Here is a 23,840-nt window from a genome sequence, read left to right as displayed (position 1 = left end):
TGTATCGATCCCCTCAAGCGCGCGCCAATCGCCGCCATGCCAGCGCCAGGAACAGCGCGGTGACCACCGCCAGCACGGCGATGTGCCCGGCGATGGCACCGCCAGCATCCATGCCGACCACCTTCAGCGCCACCTGTGCCAGGTGATACGACGGCCATACCGGCGTGGCGGCGGACAGCCATGCCGGCAACATCGTCAACGGCAACCACAGCCCGGACAGGAACGACATCGGCAGATAGACCAGGTTGACCACCGCGGGCGAGCCCTGCCCTCCCACGTGCGTGCCGATGAACAGGCCGATGGCACAGAAAGGCAGTACGCCGACAACATCGACCACCAGCAAAGCCAGCCACTGCCACGGCGTCAGCGACACGCCGCCCAACGTGACGGCCAACAACGCGAGCAAGATGGAAATCAACGCCGCGAATATCGCCGCCATCGCCATCTTCGCCAATAGATAAGCGCCGCGAGGCATCGGCAATGCGCGCTTGAACGTCAGCAGGCCACGCTCACGTTCCATCGCCACGGTTACGCCAAAGCCGAACAAGCCCACGCCCATGACACCGAACACGCCATACGTCGCCAGCAGATAACGCGCGGCTTCGCCGCTGCCGGAACGATTGAGGAGGATGCCGAACAACAGATAGAACAACGCGGGAAACGACAGCACTGGCAGCACGAAGGATGGCGTGCGCAGCAAGCGCAGGAATTCGTATCGGGCTTCCAGCGCGTACGCCCGCCAGGAAGAGAAAACGGGAGTGGCGATAGTGTTCATGCAGCCTCCGGCAGTGCATTACGGCGGGTCAGTTCGACGAAGGCTTCGGCCAGCCCGGCGCGCTGCACTTCCAGGTCGCTCAGGCCGGGATCCTCGGCCAGCAGCCGATACACGATGGGTTCGGCGATATCGGCGGTGACTTCCAGATAGCCGCCATCCGTTTTCGCATGCTGTACGCCCGGCCACCCGGCAACGGCTTCCGGCGATAACGACGACATGCAGCGAATGCGCCGCTGTGCGACATGCGCGCGGATGTCCTGCACGCTGCCCTGGGCCATGATGCGTCCGCCATCGATCACCACTACCCTGTCGGCCAACGCTTCGGCTTCTTCCAGGTAGTGCGTGGTCAACAGCACTGCGCAGCCTTGCGCCACCAGTTCACGGATCGCTTTCCATAGTCCCTGGCGTGCTTCGATGTCCAGGCCGGTAGTGGGTTCATCCAGGAACAGCAGTTGTGGCCGCCCGCAGATGGCGAGCGCGAATTGCACCCGCCGCTGCTGCCCGCCGGACAACTGCCCGTAGCGTCGCTCCATCAGTCCGTCCAGACCGGCCAAGGCGATGCAGTCGGCCATGCTGCGCGGATCGGGGTAGTAGCTGCGGGTCAGCGCCAGCAGTTCGCGGACTTTCAAGGCTTCCTGGATACCGGCCGACTGCAGCATTACGCCAACGCGTCGGCGTGCGGCCAGTTGCTGCGGATCCAGTCCGAACAAGGTGGCCTGCCCGGCATCGGCCCGTTGCAGTCCCAGCAGCAAGGCAATGGCCGTTGTCTTGCCGGCGCCATTGGGGCCCAGCAGCGCCAACAGTTGCCCCGCCTGCACGTCCAGGTCGATGCCCGCCAGCGCCCGTACCTTGCCGTAGCTTTTCTGTGCAGCCTGCAACTGGCCGAGGATGGGGAGAATAGGATTCGGAGAAGACATGGCGCACTCCTGTCGGGATGCCGCCACGATAGGCGCGCATCGCCGTAGGGTTCAGTGGCGAGCTTCATGCGCTGCGGATGACAACTGTCACTTGGTTGCGGCGTGTCGGGGCGGCATGATTCGCCCGGTGCCGAATACCGAGTGCTCCGTCCGCGGCAGCACGGACCTTCCGGCAGAAGACATATCCACATCGCCAATCCGCTCGGCAATGGTGGGTACGTCCCAAGCTGGTGTAGCCTACGCGGTCACACTTTCGCAACCGTCACGTCTGGGTACTTGATGAACACTTCTGCTGACCTGCTTAAGGAACTCCGCATCGATCGCAAGGCTCCGGCTCCCGAGCCGAAGTCGGGTCGAAGCATATGGATCGTGCTGGCCGTGGTGGTCGTGCTGCTCCTGGCGGCAGGCGCCTGGGCGATATTCGGCCGCGAGAAAGCCATTGAAGTGCGCACCGCTCCGACCGTGTCGCTGAGCAGCGGCGGTGCGGCGGCGTCCGTTCTGGATGCTTCGGGTTATGTCGTGGCGCGGCGCATGGCGACGGTATCGGCCAAGGTCACCGGCAAGGTGCAGGAAGTGCTGATCGAAGAAGGCATGCAAGTGGCAGAAGGCCAAGTACTGGCGCGACTGGAACCCATCGATGCCAACGCCGAGCGCGCATTGGCAGGCACCCAGCTGCAAGCCGCGCGTAGCCAGAGCAACGGTATCCAGGCACAGCTGAAGGAAGCCGAAGCCCATGCCCGCCGTTTGTCGCAGTTGGTCGACCAGCAGCTGATCTCCCGATCCCAGTACGACCAGGCAGTCGCCACGCGCGACTTGCTGCGCGCGCAGCTGATCACGTCGCAACGCAATGAGAGAGTCGCTTCGGATCGTCTGCGCATCACCGACATCGGACTGGACAACACCATCGTGCGCGCACCGTTCGCGGGCGTGGTGGTGGCCAAGGCCGCGCAGCCGGGCGAAATCGTATCGCCGCTGTCGGCGGGCGGCGGCTTCACCCGCACCGGCATCGGCACCATCGTCGACATGGATTCGCTGGAAGTCGAAGTGGACGTGGGCGAAGCCTTCATCGGCCGCGTACAGCCGAAGATGCCGGTCGAAGCCACATTGAATGCCTACCCGGACTGGAAGATCCCGGCCGAGGTCATCGCCATCATTCCCACCGCCGACCGCGGCAAGGCCACGGTGAAAGTGCGCATCGCGCTCAAGCAGAAGGATCCGCGTATCGTGCCGGACATGGGGGTCCGGGTCAGCTTCCTGGAAGCGGCCAAGCCCGAAACGGAGAAGAAGCCGCAAGGCGTGCGCGCACCTTCCGCTGCCATCGTCGAACGTGGCGGCCAGCAGGTAGCCTTCGCATTGACCGAGGAGAACACGGTTGAACAGCGCGCGCTGAAGACCGGCCTGGCGATGGGTGATGATCGGCAGGTGCTTTCCGGGTTGTCTGCCGGCGAAACGGTGGTGCTGGATCCACCGGACACGCTGAAGGACGGCTCCAAGGTGAAGCTGGTGGAAGAAGCGGCGGAAGAATGACGGCATGGGCGCGAGTATTCGCGCCATGACGAGCCACATAGGTATTGCCTGGTTTTACTGTTGTAGCGGACGCTCGGAAGATGGCCGCAAACGCTGTAACCCGAATACCCCTTCGTCTCAGAGCGGGAGACGAAGCGCAACCAGTATTGAATTCCAGCTTGCTGGAATGCCAGGCGACGCGCGCGACCAACGGCGCTAGCGGTTCCAGAAGCAGCTTTCCCATTACGTCCTGCAAGACGACGGGCAGCATCCCGACCGGCTCACGGACGTCCAACGAACACACAGAAGGAGAACACGATGTCCTCACTGGTCACCATCCGCAACCTCGTCAAGACCTATCAGCGCGGCCCGGAAAAAGTGCAGGTGCTGCACGGCCTGGACCTCGAGATTCCCAAGGGTGATTTCGTCGCACTGATGGGGCCGTCCGGCTCTGGCAAGACCACGCTGCTGAACCTGATCGGCGGCCTGGATCTGCCCAGCTCCGGCGAGATCGAAATCGAAGGACAACGCCTCGATAAAATGAGCGCCGGGCAGCTTTCCGCGTGGCGCAGTCACCATGTCGGCTTCGTGTTCCAGTTCTACAACCTGATGCCGATGCTGACCGCGCAGAAGAACGTGGAGCTGCCGTTGCTGCTGACCAAGCTGGGTGCCGCGCAGCGCAAGCGCAATGCGGAGATCGCGCTGCAGCTGGTGGGCCTGGCAGACCGCGGTTCGCATCGTCCCAATGAGCTCTCAGGCGGACAGCAGCAACGCGTGGCAATCGCCCGCGCGATCGTGTCCGATCCCACCTTCCTGATCTGCGACGAGCCCACCGGCGATCTGGATCGCCATTCGGCGGAGGAAATCCTGGACCTGCTGCGCACGCTCAACCGCGAGCACGGCAAGACCATCATCATGGTCACCCATGATCCCAAGGCCGCTGAATACGCCACTCACACTATCCATCTCGACAAGGGCGATTTAGTCGAAGCCCCCGCGATGGCGCACTGAGCGGGAGCCCGCCATGAAATATTTTTCCCTGATCTGGGCCCAGCTGTTCCGCAGCAAGACACGCACCCTGCTGACCTTGTTGTCGGTGGTGGCGGCGTTCTTGTTGTTCGGCTTGCTGGATTCCGTACGCGTGGCATTCAACTCTGGCGGCAGCGTCGACGGCGCCAACCGCCTGGTCGTCGCTTCGCGTCTTTCCATCACCCAGTCGCTGCCGGTCAACCTGGCGCCGCAGATCGAATCGGTGCCGGGCGTAAAGAAGGTGACGTACGCCATGTGGTTCGGTGGCATCTACCGCGACCCTAAGGAATTCTTTGCGAATTTCTCCGTGGCACCGAACTTCTTCGATGTCTATGGCGAGTACGAAGTGCCACCGGCTCAACTGAAGGCGTTCCAGGAAACCCGCAACGGCGCCATCGTCGGCGAAACGCTGGCGAAGAAGCACAACTGGAAAATCGGCGACATCATTCCGCTGCAGGCCACCATTTTCCCGCGTGGTGGCAGCAACGATTGGCCGTTGGAATTGAAGGCGATCTTCCGCGTGAAGGATCGCAAGGACGTGGGCGCGGAGAACCAGTTGATGATGAACTGGAAGTACTTCGACGAATCCAACGACTACATCAAGAGCCAGGTCAGCTGGTACACCGTGCAGCTTGCCAATCCCGCGCAGGCTTCACAGGTGGCGCGAGCGATCGACGCACTGTCGGCCAACTCGGACCATGAAACCAAGAGCCAGACCGAATCGGCATTCCAGCAAGCCTTCGCCAAGCAGTTCGCCGACATCGGCCTGATCGTCACCGCCATCATGGGCGCGGTTTTCTTCACGCTGCTGCTGCTGACGGGTAACACCATGGCGCAGGCCGTGCGCGAGCGCATACCGGAGCTCGCCGTGCTGAAAACACTCGGTTTCAAGGACAGCACCGTACTGATCCTGGTGATGGTGGAATCGGTGCTGCTGGTGGTGCTGGGCGGACTGATCGGCATGGGCCTGGCGGCATTGATCATGCCGGGCCTGACCGCGGTCAGCCAGGGCGCGATCGCGCTACCCACCGTACCGGCGCAGACCTGGTTGATTGGACTGGGCCTGATGATCGTGATCGGCGTCGTGGTGGGACTGCTGCCCGCCTTGCGCGCGCAGCGCCTGAAGATCGTCGACGCACTGGCCGGACGCTAGGGGCTGTTGATGATTCCCGAGCAGGTCGCGTTGGGCCTGGCGAGCCGTCAGCGCGCGTTGCGTGGCGCAGCGCTTGACTGGCGGTCAGGTCAAGCCGCGCGGCGCCCGCTGACGGCTCGCCAGGCCCAACCCGAAGGGCCGCCTCTGCGCGCGCCCCGGGGCTGCGTCATCGCGCGGGCGTGGACGGAGGTCCACTTCCTTACTCTTCCTTGCCCCGAACGCGCGCAGAGGCGGCGCGGCCTACTCGGGAACCGTCAACAGCTCCTAGGAGAACGACATGCCTAACTGGATTACCAACATTATCTCCGTCGTCCTGCTGATCGTCGGCCTGGTCGCCTGGATACTCGCCCCTTGGTACGTGATCGCCGGTGTCGCCGTTCTGCTGGTGCTGTGGCTGGCGCTCACCCGCAGCGGGCGGCTGGCGCTGGCGGCCGCACGCATCGGCATCAGCAGTCTGCCGCAACGCTGGGGTGCGTCCTCGGTCATCGTGGTGGGCATCGCCGGCGTGGTTGGCGTGCTGGTGGCGATGCTGGCGATGGGCGAAGGCTTCAAGGCCACCCTCAACAGCACCGGCGACGAGAAAACGGCGATCGTCCTGCGCGGCGGTTCCCAGGCGGAAACCAATTCGGTCATCACCCGCGAACAGGTGCCGCTGCTGGCCAACCTGCCCGGCGTGGCGAAAGGACCGAACGGCAAGCCGCTGATATCCGCCGAGCTGTCGCAGGTGGTGAATCTGCCCAGCAAGGCCGACGGTACCGACGTGAATGCGCAGTTCCGCGGCGTCGGCGAAGAAGCCTGGCTGGTGCGCGAGAAGCTGAAGATCGTGGAAGGCCGCAAGTTCGCCGCCGGCCTGCGCGAAATCGTGGTCGGCCAGGGCGCGCAATCGCAGTTCCGCGGATTGGAGGTAGGCAAGAAGCTGAATCTCGGCAACCAGGAATGGACGGTGGTCGGCAAGTTCGCCTCCGGCGATGCGCACGATTCCGAACTGTGGGGTGACGCTGAAACGCTGGCGACCACCTACCGGCGCGGCGCCTTTCAATCGATAACGGTGCGCACGGAAGGCACCGCGGGCTTCCAGCAGTTCAAGGCCGCAGTGGAAGGCGACCCCCGCCTGAAACTGGACGTGGATACCACGCTGGCCTACTACAGCAAGCAGTCGGGCCAACTGGCGACGATCATCAAGTGGCTGGGCATCATCATTGGGTCGATCATGGCGGTCGGCGCGGTGTTTGGCGCACTCAACACGATGTACGCGGCGGTATCCGGAAGAGCGCGCGAGATCGCCACCATGCGTGCGATCGGTTTCCGCGGCTTGCCGGTAGTGACGGCGGTGATGCTGGAAACCATGCTGCTTGCGTTGCTCGGCGGACTGCTGGGCGGATTGATCGCGTGGGCCATCTTCAACGGCTACAGCGTGTCGACCCTGGGCAACAACTTCAGCCAGGTGGTATTCCAGTTCAAGGTCTCACCGGAGCTATTGTGGAACGGCTTGAAGTGGGCGCTGGGTATCGGCCTGGTCGGCGGCTTGTTCCCCGCCTTGCGGGCGGCCCGGTTGCCCATCACCCAGGCCTTGCGCGCGATCTGAGGCGCGCAGGATAGGTCCACCCATCGATTTGATGGGTGGGCCGGCTTCGCTGCTGGAAGACGGCTCAACAGCCGAAGGCTGGTTCAGCCGCTGCGCTCAACCCATCCTGCAAACCCTGATGCCGTCACCCCGGCGCAGGCCAGGGCCCAGCGACTTTCGCCATCTGGAGTGCAAGGCTCTAGGTCCCGGCCTGCGCCGGGACGACGATGAATATTGATTCTGGTCGCTGCTCGGGAAAATCCCGGCTGAACTGTCATGTATTTGTCATCGTTTTGAGGTAGCGGCGTTTGCCGGGCTACCGCTATGGTGCGCGACCGTTTGCTCCCCTTGTTGCCCGCCATGCTGCGCTTGCTCGCGCTGGTCTGCGTCTGCTTGTCGCTGGCCGGCTTTACGTTTACCTCCACGCAACTGCCTGCCCTGTCGCTGAGCGATCGCCTGGCCGCGCCCGGCGGTGTGTCGCCGTTGCTTCCGCGCGAGCGCATCGACGCTTTGGTGGCTCGGCTGCCGCATCACGATGGCTTCGTCACCACCGCTGCCGGCGTGCGTCTGTACTGGCGCGCGTTCGATCCGGGCGATTATGGAATGCGCTACCGCTACGATGGCGGGACAGCCGACAACCGCATGGATTTCGATCTCGATGTCGCCGCGCCGCGGCCGATGCCGGTCGTCGCGCCGCGCGGCACCGTGGTGCTGCTGCACGGCTGGATGATGGATAGCGGTTCGCTGCTGCCATGGGCGTTGGAACTGGCGCAAGCCGGCTACCGCACCATCGGCATCGACTTGCGCAACCACGGACGTTCCGGACCGGCGCCATCCGGCTACGGCACCCGCGAAGGCGAGGATGTGGTCGCGGTGTTGCGTGAGCTACGCGCGCGCGGCGAAATCGCCGGCCCCTTGCATGTCATGGGTGTGTCCTACGGCGCGGCGACCGCAATCTTCACGGCTCGCGATCTTGGTGTGCAGGCCGGCGGCGTGGTGGCGATGGAATCATTCGACAACGCAGGCAGCGCGATTCGCGACATGGTCCCGCACATGCTGTCGCGGCCACCGGAGCGCTGGAGCGATTGGCTGGCCCTGCCGCTGGCGCGCTGGCGCTATGACGGCAAGTCGTTGGACACGGCCATCGCCGATGCCGACCGCAAGCTCGGGCTGGACCTGGATCGCATCGATGTAGGCGCCGCACTGGCGCAGGCGCCCGCGTGCGTGCTCCTGATCCACGGCAGCGACGACCAGCACATTCCAGTCGCGCATGGCCGTCTTCTGGCAGCAGCGGCTCCACGCGCGCGCTATCTGGAAATCACCGGTGAAGATCATTTGAGTTTGCCGATGCGGTTGGATCGATTGGCACCCACGGTAGTCGACTGGTTTGATCGCACGCCTACGGCGAGCAAGGATTGTCCACAGCCGTTGCTGCCGGGTTAGCTCCGCTGCTCTGTTTTTTTTTCGCTCCGGATCGAAGAGCAGCCGAGCAAGCTCGGCTCTACAACCAGCGCGCCGCCTTTTTCTATTGGATGCAATTAGTTCGACGTAGAGCGGAGCTTGCTCCGCTGCCTCGGATTCTTCGCTCCGGACCGGAGAGCAGCCGAGCAAGCTCGGCTCTACAAGAGCACTGATCCTCTTGTAAGGATGCGACCGCTCTTCGTAGAGCGGAGCTTGCTCCGCTGCCTTTCGCCGTACATCGCGCACCTGCAACGCGGACCGGAGAGCAGCCGAGCAAGCTCGGCTCTACAAGAGCACTGACCCTCTTGTAAGGATGCGATCGCTCTTCGTAGAGCGGAGCTTGCTCCGCTGCCTTTCGCCATACATCGCTCACCTGCAACGCGGACCGAAGAGCAGCCGAGCAAGCTCGGCTCTACGACCGGCGAACGGGACCATACTCCGCTATGCGGTATTCCCGTCTGCTGCGACAGGGTCCAGCCACCCCTTCGCGACGGCAGCCGCGACATCGTCCTCGGTATCCAGATCATCCTGCAATTCCGGCGCCGTCATCATCGCCAACCCATCGCGCGGAAATGCGTTGAGTACTTCGCCCAGGCCGTGGTCGCCACGCAAGCTGTGGGCGGTTCGCAGCACCGATGCCGACACCACCACAGGAATTCCAATCCGTTCGCCATGCGCCGTAGCCGCGCAACCGGAAGGTGTGTCCTGTGCGAGATCCACTAGTTTCTGAAGATGCTTGGTGGTCAACGCAGGCTGATCGCAGGACAAAATCAACGTCGGTCCCAGGTGACGCGCCAACGCGGAGGCAGCCACGCGCAGGCTGCCGCCCAGCCCATCTTGCCAGTGCGTGTTGATCAGCAGCTCGACCGGCAAGTCCTGCATCGCGGTGCCTACTTCTTCGGCGTAGCCGCCGCATACCACCAGCAGACGATCGGGTGCGGTATCCAATGCAAGACGGGTCATGCGGTGGACCAAGGTTTCGCCATCGCGTCGAAGCAACTGCTTGGGCCGGCCCAGCCGGCGACTACCACCCGCCGCCAGCACGATGACGGCATGCGGCTTCATCCTTCGCGTCCGTTGCGCCAAGCTTGCAGCTGCGCAGCGATGCTCAACGCAATCGCTTCCGGTCCATAGCCGCCCAGGTCCAATCCGACCGGCGAACGCAACCGTGGCAGCAGTTGCGTGTGCGCGGACGGCGGCAACAGGCGGAATAGATCTTCGCGGCGACGGTTCGGGCCGAGCAGGCCGACGAAGGGAATCGCGGTATCGGCCAACATCTCCAGTGCCTCCCGATCCAGTTCGAAATGATGATGCATGACGAGCGCGGCATCGAACCGTCCATCGGCCACCGTCTTCGCTGCCGATGAAGGTGTCGCTTCAGTGGTGTCGTCCGCCATTTCTCGCATCGGCAACCAGCGCGAACGCCGTTCGACCAGATGGGTTATCCAACCCAACTGGCGCAGCAGCGGCAACAACGCCGGTGTCTCCGGTCCACCGCCGAACACGACCACGGCCGGCGGCGGCGCGATCGACACCTGCATCGTTGCCGTCACTGGCCAGGGTGGCAGAGCCGCTGTGAGTCGCCAGTGTTCGCCATGTTCGCCAACGCTGGCAGTCAGCGTTCCATCAGCTTGCAGCTGCAACACCAGCGCACCCAGGCGTTGGCGCCACGCCTGCACCAGCGCCGACCAACCGGGCAACAGCCGCAGCGGTATCAACGCGATATGCAGACGGCCGCGGCATCCCAAAGCCGAGCCGGAAAGCAGGTCTTCATCGTCGCGGGTGTCGATGTCCATCCACGCCAGTTGCGCATCGCGGTCGGCCGCGGCGGCGCGTTCGGCGATCTCAGGTTCCAGGCAGCCGCCACTCAACCAACCCCACTGTTGTTGCGCCTCACCGAACAGTGCCATGCCGCCGGCGCGCACGTAGGTGGAGCCTTCGGTATCGACCACCAGCGCGAGTACTGCCGACTGTGTGGTCGCGGCGTAGGCGGATTGTTCAAGGATGTGGGCAGTGCTGGACATGCTTGCCACGATGGCTCAGGCCAGGGTGGATTGGCAACCGCGAAACTGCTCGGACTGGCAGCCGCTATAGCCTTCTCTCGCGATCGGGCAAAAATCCAGCAGGATCAGGCAATCGTCATTCGGCAGCAGGGAGTAATGTCTGCTGGCCCTATTGATTCAGAACAGCCGAATCAATCCCCCACCCTTGCCTCCCCCGCGAGGCGGGGAGGGAAAAAAGAGGGCACTCGATGCTCCGAGTGCCGCATACCCAAGCCGCCGCCAGGGGATTCCTATGAAGCTGCAAGTCAACGGTGCCGATCACGAAGTAGACGCTCCGCCCGATATGCCTCTGTTGTGGGTCCTGCGGGACCTGATGGGACTGACCGGCACCAAGTTCGGTTGTGGCATCGCTCAATGCGGCGCCTGTACCGTGAATATCGATGGCGCACCGTTACGCGCTTGTGTCACGCCGGTATCCGCGGTCGCCGGCAAAAACATCACCACGATTGAAGGTTTGTCCGCCGACGGTACCCATCCCGTACAACAAGCCTGGTCCGAATTGGACGTGGTGCAATGCGGCTACTGCCAGTCCGGGCAAATCATGTCTGCCGTCGCGCTGCTGGCCAAGGTGCCCACGCCCACCGACACCGATATCGACCAAGCGATGTCCGGCAACATCTGCCGTTGCGGTACCTATCCGCGCATCCGCGCGGCAGTGCATCGCGCCGCCACGCTGGCCAAAGGTTGACGTCTCGAAGGCCGTCAGCCTCCGCTTCACCCTGTCATCGAACAGCAGGTTCTTCACGACGTTCGTAACGCCATTGCCGGAGATTCTCGTGAACGCTGTGACCAACAACTCCCGACGTAATTTTTTGAAAGCCGGTGCCGTCATGGGCGGCGGCCTGGTAGTCGCCTTCGTGGTGCCAGGCGCGCGGCGCTTCGCCAACGCACAGACGCCAGCCGCTGCCGCGGTCGCCCCATTCGCGCCCAATGCATTCCTTCGCATCGCCAGCGACGACAGCGTGACGGTATTGCTGGCGCACTCGGAAATGGGCCAGGGTATCTGGACCACACTGCCGATGTTGATCGCCGAAGAACTGGATGCCGACTGGAGCAAGATCAAAGTGGAACACGGCGGCGCATCATCCGCCTATGCTCACGCGGTATACGGCATGCAGATGACCGGCGGCTCCAGCACGACCTGGTCCGAGTTCGATCGTTACCGCCAGGCCGGCGCCACGGCACGCGCCCTGCTGATGCAGGCAGCGGCTGATCGCTTGAAGGTACCCGTGGCGGAACTTCGCACCGAAAAAGGTGAAGTAATCTCCGGCAATCAGCGCCTGCGTTATGGCGAACTGGCTGATGCGGCCGGCAAGCTGACGCCGCCGGATCCCAAGTCGCTGACGCTGAAGGATCCGAAAGACTGGAAACTCATCGGCAAAAGTACGAAGCGCCTGGATACGCCCGAGAAAATCACCGGGCGCGCGCAGTTCGGCATGGACGTTCAGTTCGAAGGCCTGCTCACCGCGGTGGTGGCGCGGCCACCTGTATTCGGCGGCAAAGTCGCTTCGTTCGACGACAGTGCAGCCAAAGCTATTCCCGGTGTGCGCCAGGTGGTGCAGGTACCCAGCGGAGTCGCAGTGGTCGCCGATCATTATTGGGCCGCCAAGCTCGGCCGCGATGCATTGAAAGTAGAGTGGGATCTGGGCCCCAACGCCGGGCTGGATACCGCCGAGTTGCATAAGCAATTCGCCGCATTGGCGCGCACGCCTGGCGCCGTGGCCGCACAGACCGGCGATGCCGCTGCCGCGATGGAAAAGGCAGCCAAAGTGGTGGAAACCGAATACAGCGTGCCGTACTTGGCGCACGCACCGATGGAACCGCTGAACTGCACGGTAAAGATTACGGCGGATGGCTGCGATATCTGGACGGGCACGCAATTTCAGACTGTCGATCAGCAGGTCGCGGTGGGCATTACGGGATTGAAGCCGGAACAGGTGCGTATCCACACCACGTTCCTGGGCGGCGCTTTCGGCCGGCGCGCGACGCCGGCGGCGGATTCCGTTCGCGAGGCCGTGCACGTTGCAAAGGCCGCGAACGCGCCGGTCAAGACGGTCTGGTCGCGCGAGGACGACGTTCGCGGCGGCTTCTATCGTCCCGCCTACGTGCAGCGCGCGAGGGTCGGTCTGGATGGCAACGGCGTGCCGGTGGCCTGGCAACAGGTGATGGTGGGCCAGTCGATCATCACCGGCACGCCGTTCGAGGCAGCGATGTTGAAGAATGGCATTGACGCCACCTCGGTCGAAGGCGTCGCCGATTCGCCCTACGTTACCGGCACGCCGGCGCATCGTGTCGATCTGCATTCGCCGCGGACCGGTATTCCGGTGCTGTGGTGGCGTTCGGTGGGACATAGCTACAACGGCTTCGTGATGGAAAGCCTGGTGGACGAACTGGCCCACGCCGCCGGCAAGGATCCGGTGGAATATCGCCGTCTTTTGCTGAAGGACCACCCCCGGCACTTGGCGGCCCTTAACCTGGCGGCTGAGAAATTCGGCTGGGGCAAACCGCCCGCCCAAGGACGTGGCCATGGCATCGCGGTGCACGAATCCTTCGGCAGCTTCGTCGCGCAGGCGGCGGAAATATCCGTGGAGCGCGCCGCCGACGGTAGCAACGCCATTCGCGTGCATCGCGTGGTCTGCGCCATCGACTGCGGACCGGTGGTCAATCCGGACAACGTCACGGCGCAGATGGAAAGCGGTATCGCGTTTGGATTGGGCGCGGCGCTGCACAGCAAACTGACGTTCCTGGCGGGCCGTGTGCAGGAATCCAACTACCACGACTATCAAGTGCTACGGCTCAACGAGATGCCGGTGGTCGAAGTGCATATCGTGCCCAGTACCGAAAAGATGGGCGGCGTGGGGGAACCCGGCACACCGCCGATCGCACCGGCCGTCGCCAATGCGGTGTTCGCATTGACCGGGCAGCGTCTGCGTGATCTGCCGCTGCGCCTGGCCAACCCCACGACGGAGGCTTGAGGAATGTCCATGCGAATCGCTGCAATTCCACTGATCGTCCTTGCGCTCTCCGCCTGTGGGCAGCGCGTCAGCCCGGAGCAGCAGGCTGAAGCGGTGCGTGCCTTCGCCACGGTGGAGAAGGTCTTCCAGCATCCGCGCTGCAGCAACTGCCATATCCCGGGCGACCAACCACTGCAGTTCGACAGCCAGACGCCACACATGATGAATGTCGTGCGCGGCCCCGAAGGCAAAGGTGCACCCGGCTTGCCTTGCTCAACCTGCCATGGCGAAGCCAATCCGCCCGCCAGCTACAGCGCGCATGCACCACCCGGCGCGCCGCACTGGGCGCTGCCTCCGCCGGATCAGAAGATGGCCTGGATTGGCGTACCCGCTTCCGATCTGTGCGCGATGATCAAGGACAAGAAGCAAAACGGCGACCGCGACCTGGAGGCGATGCTCAAGCACGTTTCCGAAGACAAGTTGGTGCTATGGGGTTGGCAGCCCGGCGGCAACCGCGCACCGGTATCGGTGCCGCACGACGAATTCGTCGCCGCGTTCAAAGCCTGGTCTGACGCAGGTGCGCCGTGTCCGGAGCGGGACGTTGCCAAGGCCGGCGCTTCGCCGTAGAGCAGAACAGGTTTCCCTTGGGATCGGCGGCTTTTGTAGAGCCGAGCTTGCTCGGCTGCTCTTCCCACCGATGCATAAAGATCAAAAGCAGCGGAGCAAGCTCCGCTCTACGAGGAGCGTCGCGAGCGAATATCGGCGCGAGCTTTTGTAGAGCCGAGCTTGCTCGGCTGCTCTTCCCACCGAGTGCATAGAGATCAATAGCAGCGGAGCAAGCTCCGCTCTACGAGGAGCATTGCGAGCGAATATCGGCGCGAGCTTTTGTAGAGCCGAGCTTGCTCGGCTGCTCTTCCCACCGATGCATAAAGATCAAAGCAGCGGAGCAAGCTCCGCTCTACGCGCTTTCCGCCACCGGCACTGTTGGTCTACGGCGCGAGCGCCACAAGCCATCGCTGGCGAACACCAACAGGCCTACCCAGATCGCCGCGAATCCAATGGCACGGTCGGCGCCAAAATCTTCCTTGAACACGAACACGCCGATCAGGAACTGGATGCTGGGTGCGATGTACTGCAGCAGCCCGACCACCGACAACGGAATGCGTCGCACACCGTAGGCGAAGCCGATCAACGGTACCGCCGTGACCACGCCGCCGAAGATCAGCAAAAGGCCATTCCACACGCCACCGTGCAAAAAACCGCCACCGTAGCCCATCTCGGCCCACACCACATAAGCCAACGCGGGCAGGAACAAGTAGACGCTTTCCACGCCCAAGCCCGCCACTGCGTCCACTGAAATTATCTTGCGCAGCAAGCCATACATGGCGAACGAGAACGCCAGGCCCAATGCGATCCATGGCGGCGAACCGGACTGCACGGTCAGCCAGCCGACACCCAGCAATGCGAACGCCACCGCGACCCATTGCGCGGTATTCAGGCGCTCGCGCAACAGCACCACGCCCATCAGCACGTTGATCAGCGGATTGATGAAATAGCCCAGGCTGGTTTCCACCACATGGCCGGCATTCACCGCCCAGATGTACAACCCCCAGTTGAACGCAATGAACACGCTGCTGAGTGCCAACGTCGCCAGCGCGCGCGGCTGTTCGCGAATGGTCCGCCACCAGCCGAACCCGTTCCGGAGCACCAGCCAGCCCACTACCAGCAAACCACTCCAGACAATCCGATGCGCGATGATCTGGAACGATGGTATGGCTTTCAGCAGGTACCAGTACAACGGCACCACGCCCCACAGCAGGAACGTCAAGGACGTGACGATCAAACCTTTGCGGTCGATAGGCGCGGCGGCTTTCATCAGCTGCGCTTCGCCTTGGCCAGCGTGATGATCACCACGCCCAACAGGATCACCGCCATCGCGCCCAGATCGTGCGCGCTGAAGGTTTCATTGGCCAGCCATGCGCCAAGCGCGACGGCGATGACCGGATTGACGTAGGCGTAGCTGCTGGCCAGCACCGGGCGCGCATTCTGCAACAGCCAGACGTAGGAACTGAAAGCGATAATCGAACCGAATACCGCGAGATAACCGATGGCCGCAGCGCCCTTCACAGTCCACTCGCCGTCGAAACGCTCACCCACGAGCAAGCCGGTAATCATCAGGAACACGCCGCCGCAGATCATCTGCGCGGATGCCGCCATGAAAGGAGAAGGTTGATCGCGGCCGCGCGACCACACCGAGCCGAACGCCCACGCCACCGGCGCGATCAACAGCAGCACCAGGCCTTTGGGAGAGGCGGTCAGCGTGCTGCCGGCGTTGAGCCACACCACTCCCGCGAAACCCACCGCGATGCCCAGCCATTCGCTGCGCGTGGGGTGCTGCCCGCGCATCATGCCGAACAACCCCATCCACAACGGCACCGATGCGATGGCAATCGCCGCCAGGCCTGAAGAAACGGTCTCTTCGGCCAAGGTCACCAAGCCGTTGCCCAGCATCAGCAGCAACGCGCCCATGATGGCCAGGTTCTTCCATTGCGCACGGGTCGGCGCCGGCACACCACGCCAGCGCAGGAAAGCGAACATCAACGCGCCGGCCACCACGAAGCGGGTGCCGGACACCATCAGGAATGGCGGGAAGCCGCCCTCCAGGGCGAAACGGATGCCGAGGTAGGTGGATCCCCAGACGATATAGACAGTCGCCAACGCCGCAACGACGGCTAAGCCGCCGCGCGCGGGCACTGCCGTGGCGGGTGCGGAGGAATTCATGGGGGGAGGCGTCTCGGGTATGGCGGTTATTCTAGGCCAGCCGGATGTCGATAATGCGGCAAAGCGTCGCGAAAGGTTTGATACGACGCGTTGCATTTGGCTCAAGTCGCGCCCCGGTAGCCATTCGGCATGCACGATCACGAGCGCGCCGCAGCGCGTCCAGATGGCGAACAGCGAGCTTTCGTCGTCCTTCGCATCTAGCGCGCGCTGACAGGAAGAGCTCGCGGCCGGAGACCGCTCCTACAGGATCGTGGATTGATTCAAGCCCGCTCGCGCTCCAGCAGGCTCTGCTTCATCGGCAGGCCCCAGCGATATCCGCCCAGCGAACCGTCGCCGCGCACGATGCGATGGCAAGGCACCACCACCGCAACGCGGTTGTGCGCGCACGCGCTGGCGACGGCGCGCGCCGCCCGCGGTGCGCCCAGCTGCTCCGCCAGTGCGGAATAGCTCAATGTCTCGCCAGCGGGAATCTTCATCAGCGCATCCCACACGCGTTTCTGGAAACTGGTGCCCATCAGATCCAGCGGCACTTCCGCGCGCAGTCCCGCCAACCGGTCGGCCACCGCTTGCAGACGCGGCGCAAGGAACTCGTCACTGCCGGCATCCACGCGCTCGATCCGCGCGCGCGGGAATTCCTGGCGCAACCGCCGCTCCAGCACTTCGGCGTCATCGCCCAGTTCCACCGCACAGATGCCGCGCTCCGTAGCCGCGACCAAGGCTTTGCCCAGGGCGGTGTCGACCATCGACCAGCGTATCTCCACGCCCAAACCGCCCGCGCGGTACGTGGCCGGCGTCATGCCCAGCTTCGCCGAACTCTGTTCATAGACACGCGATGGCGATCCGTAGCCGGCGTCGTATAGCGCCGCGGTGACATCACTGCCGGCGCGCAATGCGGATTTCAGCGCCGTCAGCTTTTTCTGCGCCAGATATTCCGCAGGGCTGATGCCATAGCGCGCGCTGAAACGGCGTTGCAGGTGCGATGCGCTGAGCCCGGTGTGCGCCGCCAGTTCGGCTAGCGTGGGTTCGCCGCTGTCGAGCAGCTGACGCGCCTGCTCCAGGGGATCGTGCACCAAGGGACTGTATTGTTTGGCCATGATGTTCATGCGCCTAGATTAGGACTGGGTAGGGATCGCCGCTATCCGGATCTTGCTACTCCCCGCTTCAAGAAAGACAAGCCCGGAAACGCGGAGAGGGTGGAAAGAAGCGCATTCGCGTTCTCACCACCCTCTCGGCATTTCACCACCGCTGGCGCAGCGTAGGCGCTTACTCGGCCCAGCTTCCAGGGGCCGTGGACTCAGGCAATACCTGAGCCGACAGCTTGCGATCCTGGCCCAGCACGTCGATAGCGTCGGCCAGGATGGCGGCCGATTCACGCAACAGCGGATCAGGACGCTTGTCCGCCAATTTCTCGCGCGCGGCATCCTTGATGATGTCGCGTTCGTTGGCACCTAGTCCGTCGTCGGCCATGTCCTCGGCCAGCGGATCCAATGCCAGACCCAGCGTCTTGCGCTCGGCCTGGCGGGCGATGCGCTGCTTATCCTGCTTCTCACGCTCGGCACGGCGTTCGGCTTCGTTCAACGACAGGTATTTCTTGGCGGCTTCGGCGCGGAACTGTGCGACGTCCTCGGACCACCACTGGAATTCCTTGTCCTTGGATACGCGGTTGGCATGCAATGCCTGCAGGCGCGGCACCAACGGCGCGAAGTTGCCGTACTGCGTGTGCGGCACCGCGGCGATGCGGGTCCACGGCAGCGCATTGTCGTAGGTGTTCTCGCCGTATTCGGTAGCATCCACGCTGACCGGGAACGCGATATCCGGCACCACGCCCTTGTGCTGAGTACTGCCGCCGGCGACTCGGAAGAACTGCGCGATGGTCAGCTTGACCTGTCCGAAGCGCGGCGTTTCGTTGCTCGGCCAACGATCCAGGTCGACCAGATTCTGCACCGTGCCCTTGCCGAAGCTGGTCTCGCCGATCACCAATCCGCGACCATAGTCCTGGATGGCGCCAGCAAAGATTTCCGAAGCCGACGCGGAACCGCGGTTGATCAGCACTGCCAGCGGACCGTCCCAGGCGACGCCGGGTTTGCGATCGCTGTTGACCGTTACTCGGCCGCCAGACTCGCGTACCTGCACCACCGGGCCCTTGTCGATGAACAAGCCGGTCAACTCCACCGCTTCGTCCAGCGATCCGCCGCCGTTGTTGCGCAAGTCCATGACCACGCCGTCGACGCCGTCCGCCTTGAACTTGACCAACAGCTTGCCAATGTCGCGGGTCGCCGAGGTGTAGTCGTTGGGGTTGCGGCGGCGGCCCTCGAAATCCTGGTAGAACGCCGGCAACTTGATCACACCGATGCGGCGCTCCGGCTCCGTGGCGCTGGCGGGCAAGGTGATGGTCTCCGCCTTGGCGGCCTGCTCTTCCAGCTTGACCTTCTGGCGCGTGATCGTGACCTGCGCGTGCTTGCCATCGATACCGGCTTCGGCCGGGATGTATTCGATTCGCACCTGCGTATCTTTCTTGCCGCGGATCTGGGCGACGACATCATCGATGCGCCAGCCGATCACATCCGTCAGCGGGCCCGAGCCGCCTTGACCCACGGCGACGATGCGGTCGCCCACCTTCAGCTTGCCGCTGAGGTCGGCAGGACCGCCGGGGACGATCTCGCGGATCGCTACCAGGTCGTCCTGGCGTTGCAGCACCGCGCCAATGCCTTCCAGCGACAGCGACATGGACTGATTGAAGTTTTCCGCGGTCTTCGGCGTGAAGTAGTCGGTATGTGGATCGATGGCCGAGGTATACGCATTGAGGAACGTCTGGAAGACATCCTCGCTCTTCAGTTCGCCAACGCTGCGCTTGAGGTTGGCATAGCGCTTGTCGAGCGTCTTGCGGATGTCGTCTGGCTTCTTGCCGGCCAGTTTCAGCCGCAGCCAGTCATTCATCACCGACTTCTTCCAGATGGTATCCAGCTCCTGCGCGTCCGTCGCCCAGGGCGCTTCCTCGCGGTCGTACTCCCAGCGCTGGTCGCCGCTGAAGTCGAAGTTCTGCTTCAGCAGCGCACGCGCGTAGGCCACGCGCTGATCGACGCGTTGGCGGTACAGCGCGAAGATGTCGTAGGCCGGTGCCAGATCGCCGCTGCGGATGGCATCGTCCATCTGCGTCTTGTAGGGCTCGAACTTGGCGATGTCGGCTGCGGTGAAGAATTGCTTGCCGTTGTCCAGCGCTTCCAGGTAGCGCTTGAAGACATCCTGCGAAAGCGCGTCGTCCAGCGCTCGCGGACGATAGGCATAGCGGCTGTCGGACAGCAGTCCGTACACCAGCTTGGAGGTTGTCGACTGATCGGCGCTGGGAGCGGCCGGCAGACCGGCCGGCAGAGCCTCGCCATCGCCGCGCGCCAGCAATGCCAGCGGGGTGGTCAGGGCCAGTGCCAGGAGTACTACGGGGAGTCTTGGTTTCATGCGACAGCTCGGGCCCTCAAGGCCGGAAGGTGGATGCTACGGAAGCGCTTGGACCGGTTCACTGTGCCGAAAGTTGCAACACCTGTCACCTTGTCCAGAGCATCCCCAGCCTAGCCGCGGGAACGTAGAAAAGAGTGAATGGGATCGTATCGGGCGGCGGTGGGCGGCGCCGGCTGAAACAAGCGGGAATCGCCACCCGTAGGGCGGGTCTCGACCCGCCAGCGCAGCTACCGTGATGCTCGTTGACCAAGATTGGGGCAGTCGACCGCGCGATTCCGCTGTGAACGCAGCCCGAATGTGGGAAGAACTGTTGCCGCGAGCGGCGGGTCGAGACCCGCCCTACGCGGCTACACCAGCTTCCGCCGCCTGGCGATCGGCGTGATAGGAGGAACGCACCAACGGCCCGGAGGCGACGTGACTGAAGCCCAGCTCATCGCCATAGAGCTCAAGCTCCTTGAACTCATCCGGCGTCCAATAGCGCATCACCGGATGATGGTGGGCGGTGGGTTGCAGGTATTGGCCGATGGTGACCATGTCCACATCGTGCGCGCGCAGGTCGCGCAAGGTGGCTTTCACCTGCTCCATGGTTTCGCCCAGGCCGAGCATGATCCCGGACTTGGTAGGCAGCTGCGGGTGCTGCTGCTTGAACTTCTGCAGCAACGTCAGCGACCACTGGTAATCGGCGCCCGGGCGAACGTTGGGATACAGGTCCGGCACGGTTTCGATGTTGTGGTTGAACACGTCCGGCGGGTTCACCGCGAGGATTTCCAGCGCACGGTCCATGCGGCCCTTGCCGCGGAAATCGGGCGTCAGTATCTCGATGCGAGTCTTGGGCGAATGCTCGCGTATCGCCGCGATGCAATCGACGAAATGCTGGGCACCGCCGTCGCGCAAATCGTCGCGATCAACGGAAGTCACCACCACGTACTTCAACCCCATGTCCGCGACCGTGGTCGCCAGGCTCAGCGGTTCACTGGCATCGGGCGGCTTGGGGCGGCCATGGGCCACGTCGCAGAACGAGCAACGACGCGTGCACACCTCGCCCAGGATCATGAAAGTAGCGGTGCCATGGCTGAAGCACTCATGGATGTTCGGACAGCTGGCTTCTTCGCACACGGTTACCAGGCGGTTCTCACGCAGCTTGGCTTTCAGGCGCGCCACCGAACCATCGGAAGGAATGCGCACGCGTATCCAGGACGGCTTGCGCAACACCGGCGCATCGGCGAACTGCACGGGCGAACGCGAAATCTTGTCGCCACCCATTTGTTTCACACCGGCCTCCAGTGGAGCAGCCGGCGTATTGCCTGAAACGACTTGGAGTGGGATCTGGCGAGGAGTGGAATCGGTCATGCGGCCATTCTACTCCGAGGCCCCGCTGGGGCCGAGCCCGCCCAGGCGGCTGGCGAGCCAGGGCCGCCGGTGCACCCCACGGAAAGGCCGCTCAGCGGGCCGATGAAATTTTTTCCGGGCGGGGCCGTGGGGGCAAAAAAAAGCCCGCAAAGGCTAGGCCAATTGCGGGCTTTGCTCCCTCCCCCACGTCGGGATGCGGGACCATCGTGAAGTAGCTCTTGGCGATCTTGCACGCTGCACTGCAAAACAGAACTGGGCGGTTCAGTAGAAGGTCCCGCGGAGCCATATCTGTGAACCGGGTCGCAAGCCTTGTCCTACTTAGATGTTACCGATACCAGACCAATTCCGGATTCCTGGAAAACATCGCCCCAACCGGGTGCGGCCTTCCAAACTGAATAGGGCATCCGCCTCCCGGGGACTCGCGAAAGTGCGCTATTTGAGCAGCGCCGGCTGGGCGTCGTACCACGCTTTGGCGCCGATCAGATGGAAACGTCGGCGGTCGTCGTTCAACTCCAGGCCCAGGCTCAGCGCCCGCCACTTGGCGTAGAGCTGGCCATTCCTGCGCGCGCCCTGCAACCGCAGCCGGGCATGCAGGTCGAAACGCTGGTTCCGCGCCTCCATGCTGTCCAGGATCAGCGCATCGGCACGCCACTGCACCCGGCCCCTCATCTGCGCCGACCCCGCGTCGATCAAGCGGTATATCCAGGCCGGATATTCGCGCTGCCGCGAGAACAGCGACAACAGGAAACCAACATCCTTCATCGTGACGCTGGCAAAGCCGCCTGCGTTGAGCGGACGATCGATATCCAACTGAGCGCGGTCCAATACGATCCGGGCCCACCAACCGCTGCGGGCCTCGCCACTGGGCTCCTGGAAGCCGATGTTCTTCAGCTGCACCGTACTGCCGTCGACAACGAAACGGCGGCGTTTCAGATCCGCGCGCCGCAACTTCAGATCGATATCCACATCGCCGCGCAATCGCATGCCAGCCATCATCATCTGCGCTCGCTGCCCCATCACACGCAAAGTGCCGTGTCCGACATTACCCGCCGCGTCGAGCACCATATCGCCGCTGAGCCGTCCGGAGCCGCCAAGGAAGCGCAGCTGCGGCTGCGGCAAGTAGCGGTTGTAGACACGCAGATCAGGCACCGATGCATTCTTGAAGGTCACCTGCCCTCGCAGCGACTGGCGCAGATGATCCAGTTCCGGGCCGGCATCCAAACGCAGCCGCAAGTCGCGTCCCTGTACATAGGGCTTTCCTGGTGTTTCCACGGCGGCAATGTCGAAGCGTTGCATCACCGCATCCAATCGCGGCAGCAATTCGCCGTTCGGGCCGGCTTCCAAACGGATATCGGCACGCGCGCGGCCGCGAATGCGATTGCCCATTACATCCGCCACCGCATCCACATCCGGCACGCCAATGCGGCTGCCCGCCGTCAGTTGTCCATTCGCTACCTGCACGTCGGCATCGACGTCACCGGCGCCATCCAGCGACAGCCACGGCGCCTGCGGAAAGAAATCGCCAAGCCAGCGCAGCGAACCGAATCGCCAACGCGCCACGATATGGCCCGACGCGCGTGGAATCAGCGTGGTGAAGTTGCGCAGCGGAACCTGTGTGCCGGCGATGTGCAGGTCGGCGTCCACCGATAGTTTCCCCTCGGCCTGCGGCGGCACTTTCACCTTCAGCGTAATGTCGCGGTCGACCGAAAGCGCGATGTCGAGTTCGTCGTTATGTTCACCACCGGCGATGTCGCGTCCGGTCACCGGCGCGGTCCACCGCAACTTGCTGCCAGGCTTCAGTTGCCCGCGCGAAAACGCCAGGTCGGTGTGCGCGGCGCCCTTCCCCGGCAACGACGTCACCGCGACCTTGCCATCCGGGCTGACTTGGATGTCCAGCGCAGCGGTGACGCCATCCAGTTTCAGGCGCGCATCGGTCTTCAACAACTTGTCGATGCCGACTGCATCCGCGCTCCGGTGCTCGGCGATGGCGAACTCGGCATCGAGCGCCGCCTCACGGAGCCACTCCGTACCGTCATGGGTCAATCGCGCATTGCGGAATGCCGCCTTGGATGGCAACAGCGTCATCGGCCCGCCCCGCAGTTGCTGGGAAAAGCTCACTTCCGCGCTGCCTTTTCCCTCCAGCACGAGTCCGTCGAAGCGCCCTTGGCGTACCGAGTCACTGGCGATGCGATCGAAACGCAGCATCCAACCTTCGCCCGCCGGCCGCGACGATGCCGATGCCGATGCCGATGCAGGTCTCGCCTGTTTCCGTTCGACACTGCCGCTGACGTCGTCCACGCGTAGTTCGGGCACGTGCACCTGTTTGCGCAATAACGCCAGCAGGAAGATATGTCCGCTGGCGCGGCTTGCTTCCATTTGCCAGTCCGCGCGGCTCGCATGTCCCTGGATCTTTACGTTCGCAATGCTGATGCGCCCAGGCCACCAGGTCTGACCGGAACTCCAATGCATCTGGAACTTCTCCGGCTTGCGATTCACCGTCCACTCGCCGAGCGAGGTGTTGAGAAACAGATTGCCCAGGGTCAGGTATACGCCGTAGAGCAGCAGCAAGGCCAAGGCGATACGGCGCAGCCAGCGTCTTGCGCTAGGCGAAAAAAATGACGTCCTGTTCATGGCGACAGCATGCCCGAAGAGATGAAAGCGGGGAATCTCTTCGATCTGACGGGTAGAGCTCGGCGGGACGCTGCTTCTACGGACTAAAGGTCGCTGTTATGACGCGCTCCTTCGTAGGAGCGCCGTCTCGGCGCGAGCTCTTCGCTTCTATCGTGATCTGAAGGGAAAAGCTCGCGGCGGGACGCCGCTCCTACGGGAAAGTC

General features: G+C 63.5%; 18 protein-coding genes. 8 read left to right on the top strand and 10 right to left on the bottom strand.

Annotated features, from left to right (window positions below; genetic code table 11):
• Positions 1 to 13: 13 nt before the first annotated feature.
• Positions 14 to 775 carry an ABC transporter permease gene (locus AADW18_RS12160; protein WP_337343648.1) on the bottom strand — a complete coding sequence of 254 codons (762 nt, stop codon included), beginning with the start codon at positions 773 to 775 and terminating at the stop codon, positions 14 to 16.
• Positions 772 to 1,692 (bottom strand): ABC transporter ATP-binding protein, encoded by a 921-nt coding sequence (locus AADW18_RS12155; protein ID WP_337343647.1) that lies wholly within the window; start codon positions 1,690 to 1,692, stop codon positions 772 to 774. The genes AADW18_RS12160 and AADW18_RS12155 overlap by 4 nt, the downstream gene beginning before the upstream one ends.
• Before the next feature lie 279 nt (positions 1,693 to 1,971).
• Here AADW18_RS12155 and AADW18_RS12150 point away from each other — a divergent pair, with 279 nt between their 5' ends.
• The 5 genes from AADW18_RS12150 (at position 1,972) to AADW18_RS12130 (ending at position 8,387) form a co-directional block, all read left to right on the top strand.
• Positions 1,972 to 3,219, top strand: coding sequence for an efflux RND transporter periplasmic adaptor subunit (locus tag AADW18_RS12150; protein WP_337343646.1), 1,248 nt, complete (start codon positions 1,972 to 1,974; stop codon positions 3,217 to 3,219).
• A gap of 297 nt (positions 3,220 to 3,516) precedes the next feature.
• Entirely contained in the window at positions 3,517 to 4,209 is a 693-nt protein-coding gene (locus AADW18_RS12145; protein WP_337343645.1) for an ABC transporter ATP-binding protein, read from the top strand.
• Positions 4,210 to 4,222: 13 nt separating this feature from the next.
• A complete protein-coding gene (locus tag AADW18_RS12140; protein ID WP_337343644.1) occupies positions 4,223 to 5,380 on the top strand; it encodes an ABC transporter permease in 1,158 nt (385 codons plus the stop codon).
• A gap of 277 nt (positions 5,381 to 5,657) precedes the next feature.
• Positions 5,658 to 6,965: an ABC transporter permease gene (locus tag AADW18_RS12135; protein ID WP_337343643.1), complete on the top strand. Its 1,308-nt coding sequence runs from the start codon at positions 5,658 to 5,660 to the stop codon at positions 6,963 to 6,965.
• 339 nt (positions 6,966 to 7,304) lie between these two features.
• Positions 7,305 to 8,387, top strand: a complete 1,083-nt coding sequence (locus AADW18_RS12130; RefSeq protein ID WP_337343672.1) for an alpha/beta fold hydrolase — start codon at positions 7,305 to 7,307, stop codon at positions 8,385 to 8,387.
• 459 nt (positions 8,388 to 8,846) lie between these two features.
• Here AADW18_RS12130 and AADW18_RS12125 read toward each other — a convergent pair whose 3' ends face one another.
• Both AADW18_RS12125 and AADW18_RS12120 read right to left on the bottom strand, forming a co-directional pair.
• Complete coding sequence (locus tag AADW18_RS12125; protein ID WP_337343642.1) at positions 8,847 to 9,470, bottom strand: nucleotidyltransferase family protein; 624 nt, start codon at positions 9,468 to 9,470, stop codon at positions 8,847 to 8,849.
• Positions 9,467 to 10,429 (bottom strand): XdhC family protein, encoded by a 963-nt coding sequence (locus AADW18_RS12120; RefSeq protein WP_337343641.1) that lies wholly within the window; start codon positions 10,427 to 10,429, stop codon positions 9,467 to 9,469. Before AADW18_RS12120 ends, AADW18_RS12125 begins: the two co-directional genes overlap by 4 nt.
• 271 nt (positions 10,430 to 10,700) lie before the next feature.
• Between AADW18_RS12120 and AADW18_RS12115 the strand changes: the two genes are divergently transcribed.
• The 3 genes from AADW18_RS12115 (at position 10,701) to AADW18_RS12105 (ending at position 14,049) form a co-directional block, all read left to right on the top strand.
• The gene (locus AADW18_RS12115; RefSeq protein WP_337343640.1) at positions 10,701 to 11,156 is read left to right on the top strand and encodes a (2Fe-2S)-binding protein; all 456 of its coding nucleotides are present in this window, start codon (positions 10,701 to 10,703) and stop codon (positions 11,154 to 11,156) included.
• 88 nt (positions 11,157 to 11,244) lie between these two features.
• A complete protein-coding gene (locus AADW18_RS12110) occupies positions 11,245 to 13,443 on the top strand; it encodes a xanthine dehydrogenase family protein molybdopterin-binding subunit (RefSeq protein ID WP_337343639.1) in 2,199 nt (732 codons plus the stop codon).
• Positions 13,444 to 13,452: 9 nt separating this feature from the next.
• The gene (locus tag AADW18_RS12105; protein ID WP_337343638.1) at positions 13,453 to 14,049 is read left to right on the top strand and encodes a hypothetical protein; all 597 of its coding nucleotides are present in this window, start codon (positions 13,453 to 13,455) and stop codon (positions 14,047 to 14,049) included.
• Between the two features lie 331 nt (positions 14,050 to 14,380).
• Here AADW18_RS12105 and rarD read toward each other — a convergent pair whose 3' ends face one another.
• The 6 genes from rarD to AADW18_RS12075 form a co-directional block, all read right to left on the bottom strand.
• Positions 14,381 to 15,298, bottom strand: a complete 918-nt coding sequence (rarD, locus tag AADW18_RS12100) for an EamA family transporter RarD (RefSeq protein WP_337343637.1) — start codon at positions 15,296 to 15,298, stop codon at positions 14,381 to 14,383.
• Positions 15,298 to 16,203 carry a drug/metabolite exporter YedA gene (gene yedA / locus AADW18_RS12095; RefSeq protein WP_337343636.1) on the bottom strand — a complete coding sequence of 302 codons (906 nt, stop codon included), beginning with the start codon at positions 16,201 to 16,203 and terminating at the stop codon, positions 15,298 to 15,300. The genes rarD and yedA overlap by 1 nt, the downstream gene beginning before the upstream one ends.
• A 260-nt stretch (positions 16,204 to 16,463) precedes the next feature.
• A complete protein-coding gene (locus tag AADW18_RS12090) occupies positions 16,464 to 17,297 on the bottom strand; it encodes a methylated-DNA--[protein]-cysteine S-methyltransferase (RefSeq protein WP_337343635.1) in 834 nt (277 codons plus the stop codon).
• Positions 17,298 to 17,466: 169 nt separating this feature from the next.
• On the bottom strand, positions 17,467 to 19,656 hold the full coding sequence (locus tag AADW18_RS12085; RefSeq protein WP_337343634.1) for a carboxy terminal-processing peptidase: 2,190 nt from the start codon (positions 19,654 to 19,656) through the stop codon (positions 17,467 to 17,469).
• Between the two features lie 339 nt (positions 19,657 to 19,995).
• Positions 19,996 to 21,006, bottom strand: a complete 1,011-nt coding sequence (gene lipA, locus AADW18_RS12080) for a lipoyl synthase (RefSeq protein WP_337343633.1) — start codon at positions 21,004 to 21,006, stop codon at positions 19,996 to 19,998.
• 432 nt (positions 21,007 to 21,438) lie between these two features.
• Positions 21,439 to 23,637 (bottom strand): hypothetical protein, encoded by a 2,199-nt coding sequence (locus AADW18_RS12075; protein WP_337343632.1) that lies wholly within the window; start codon positions 23,635 to 23,637, stop codon positions 21,439 to 21,441.
• Positions 23,638 to 23,840 lie beyond the last annotated feature (203 nt).

This window comes from Pseudoxanthomonas sp. CCNWLY206-1, assembly GCF_039710385.1.
Lineage (GTDB): Bacteria > Pseudomonadota > Gammaproteobacteria > Xanthomonadales > Xanthomonadaceae > Pseudoxanthomonas_A.
Note: the sequence above shows the minus strand (reverse complement) of the source record. Positions and strands in the feature narration are given on the sequence as shown.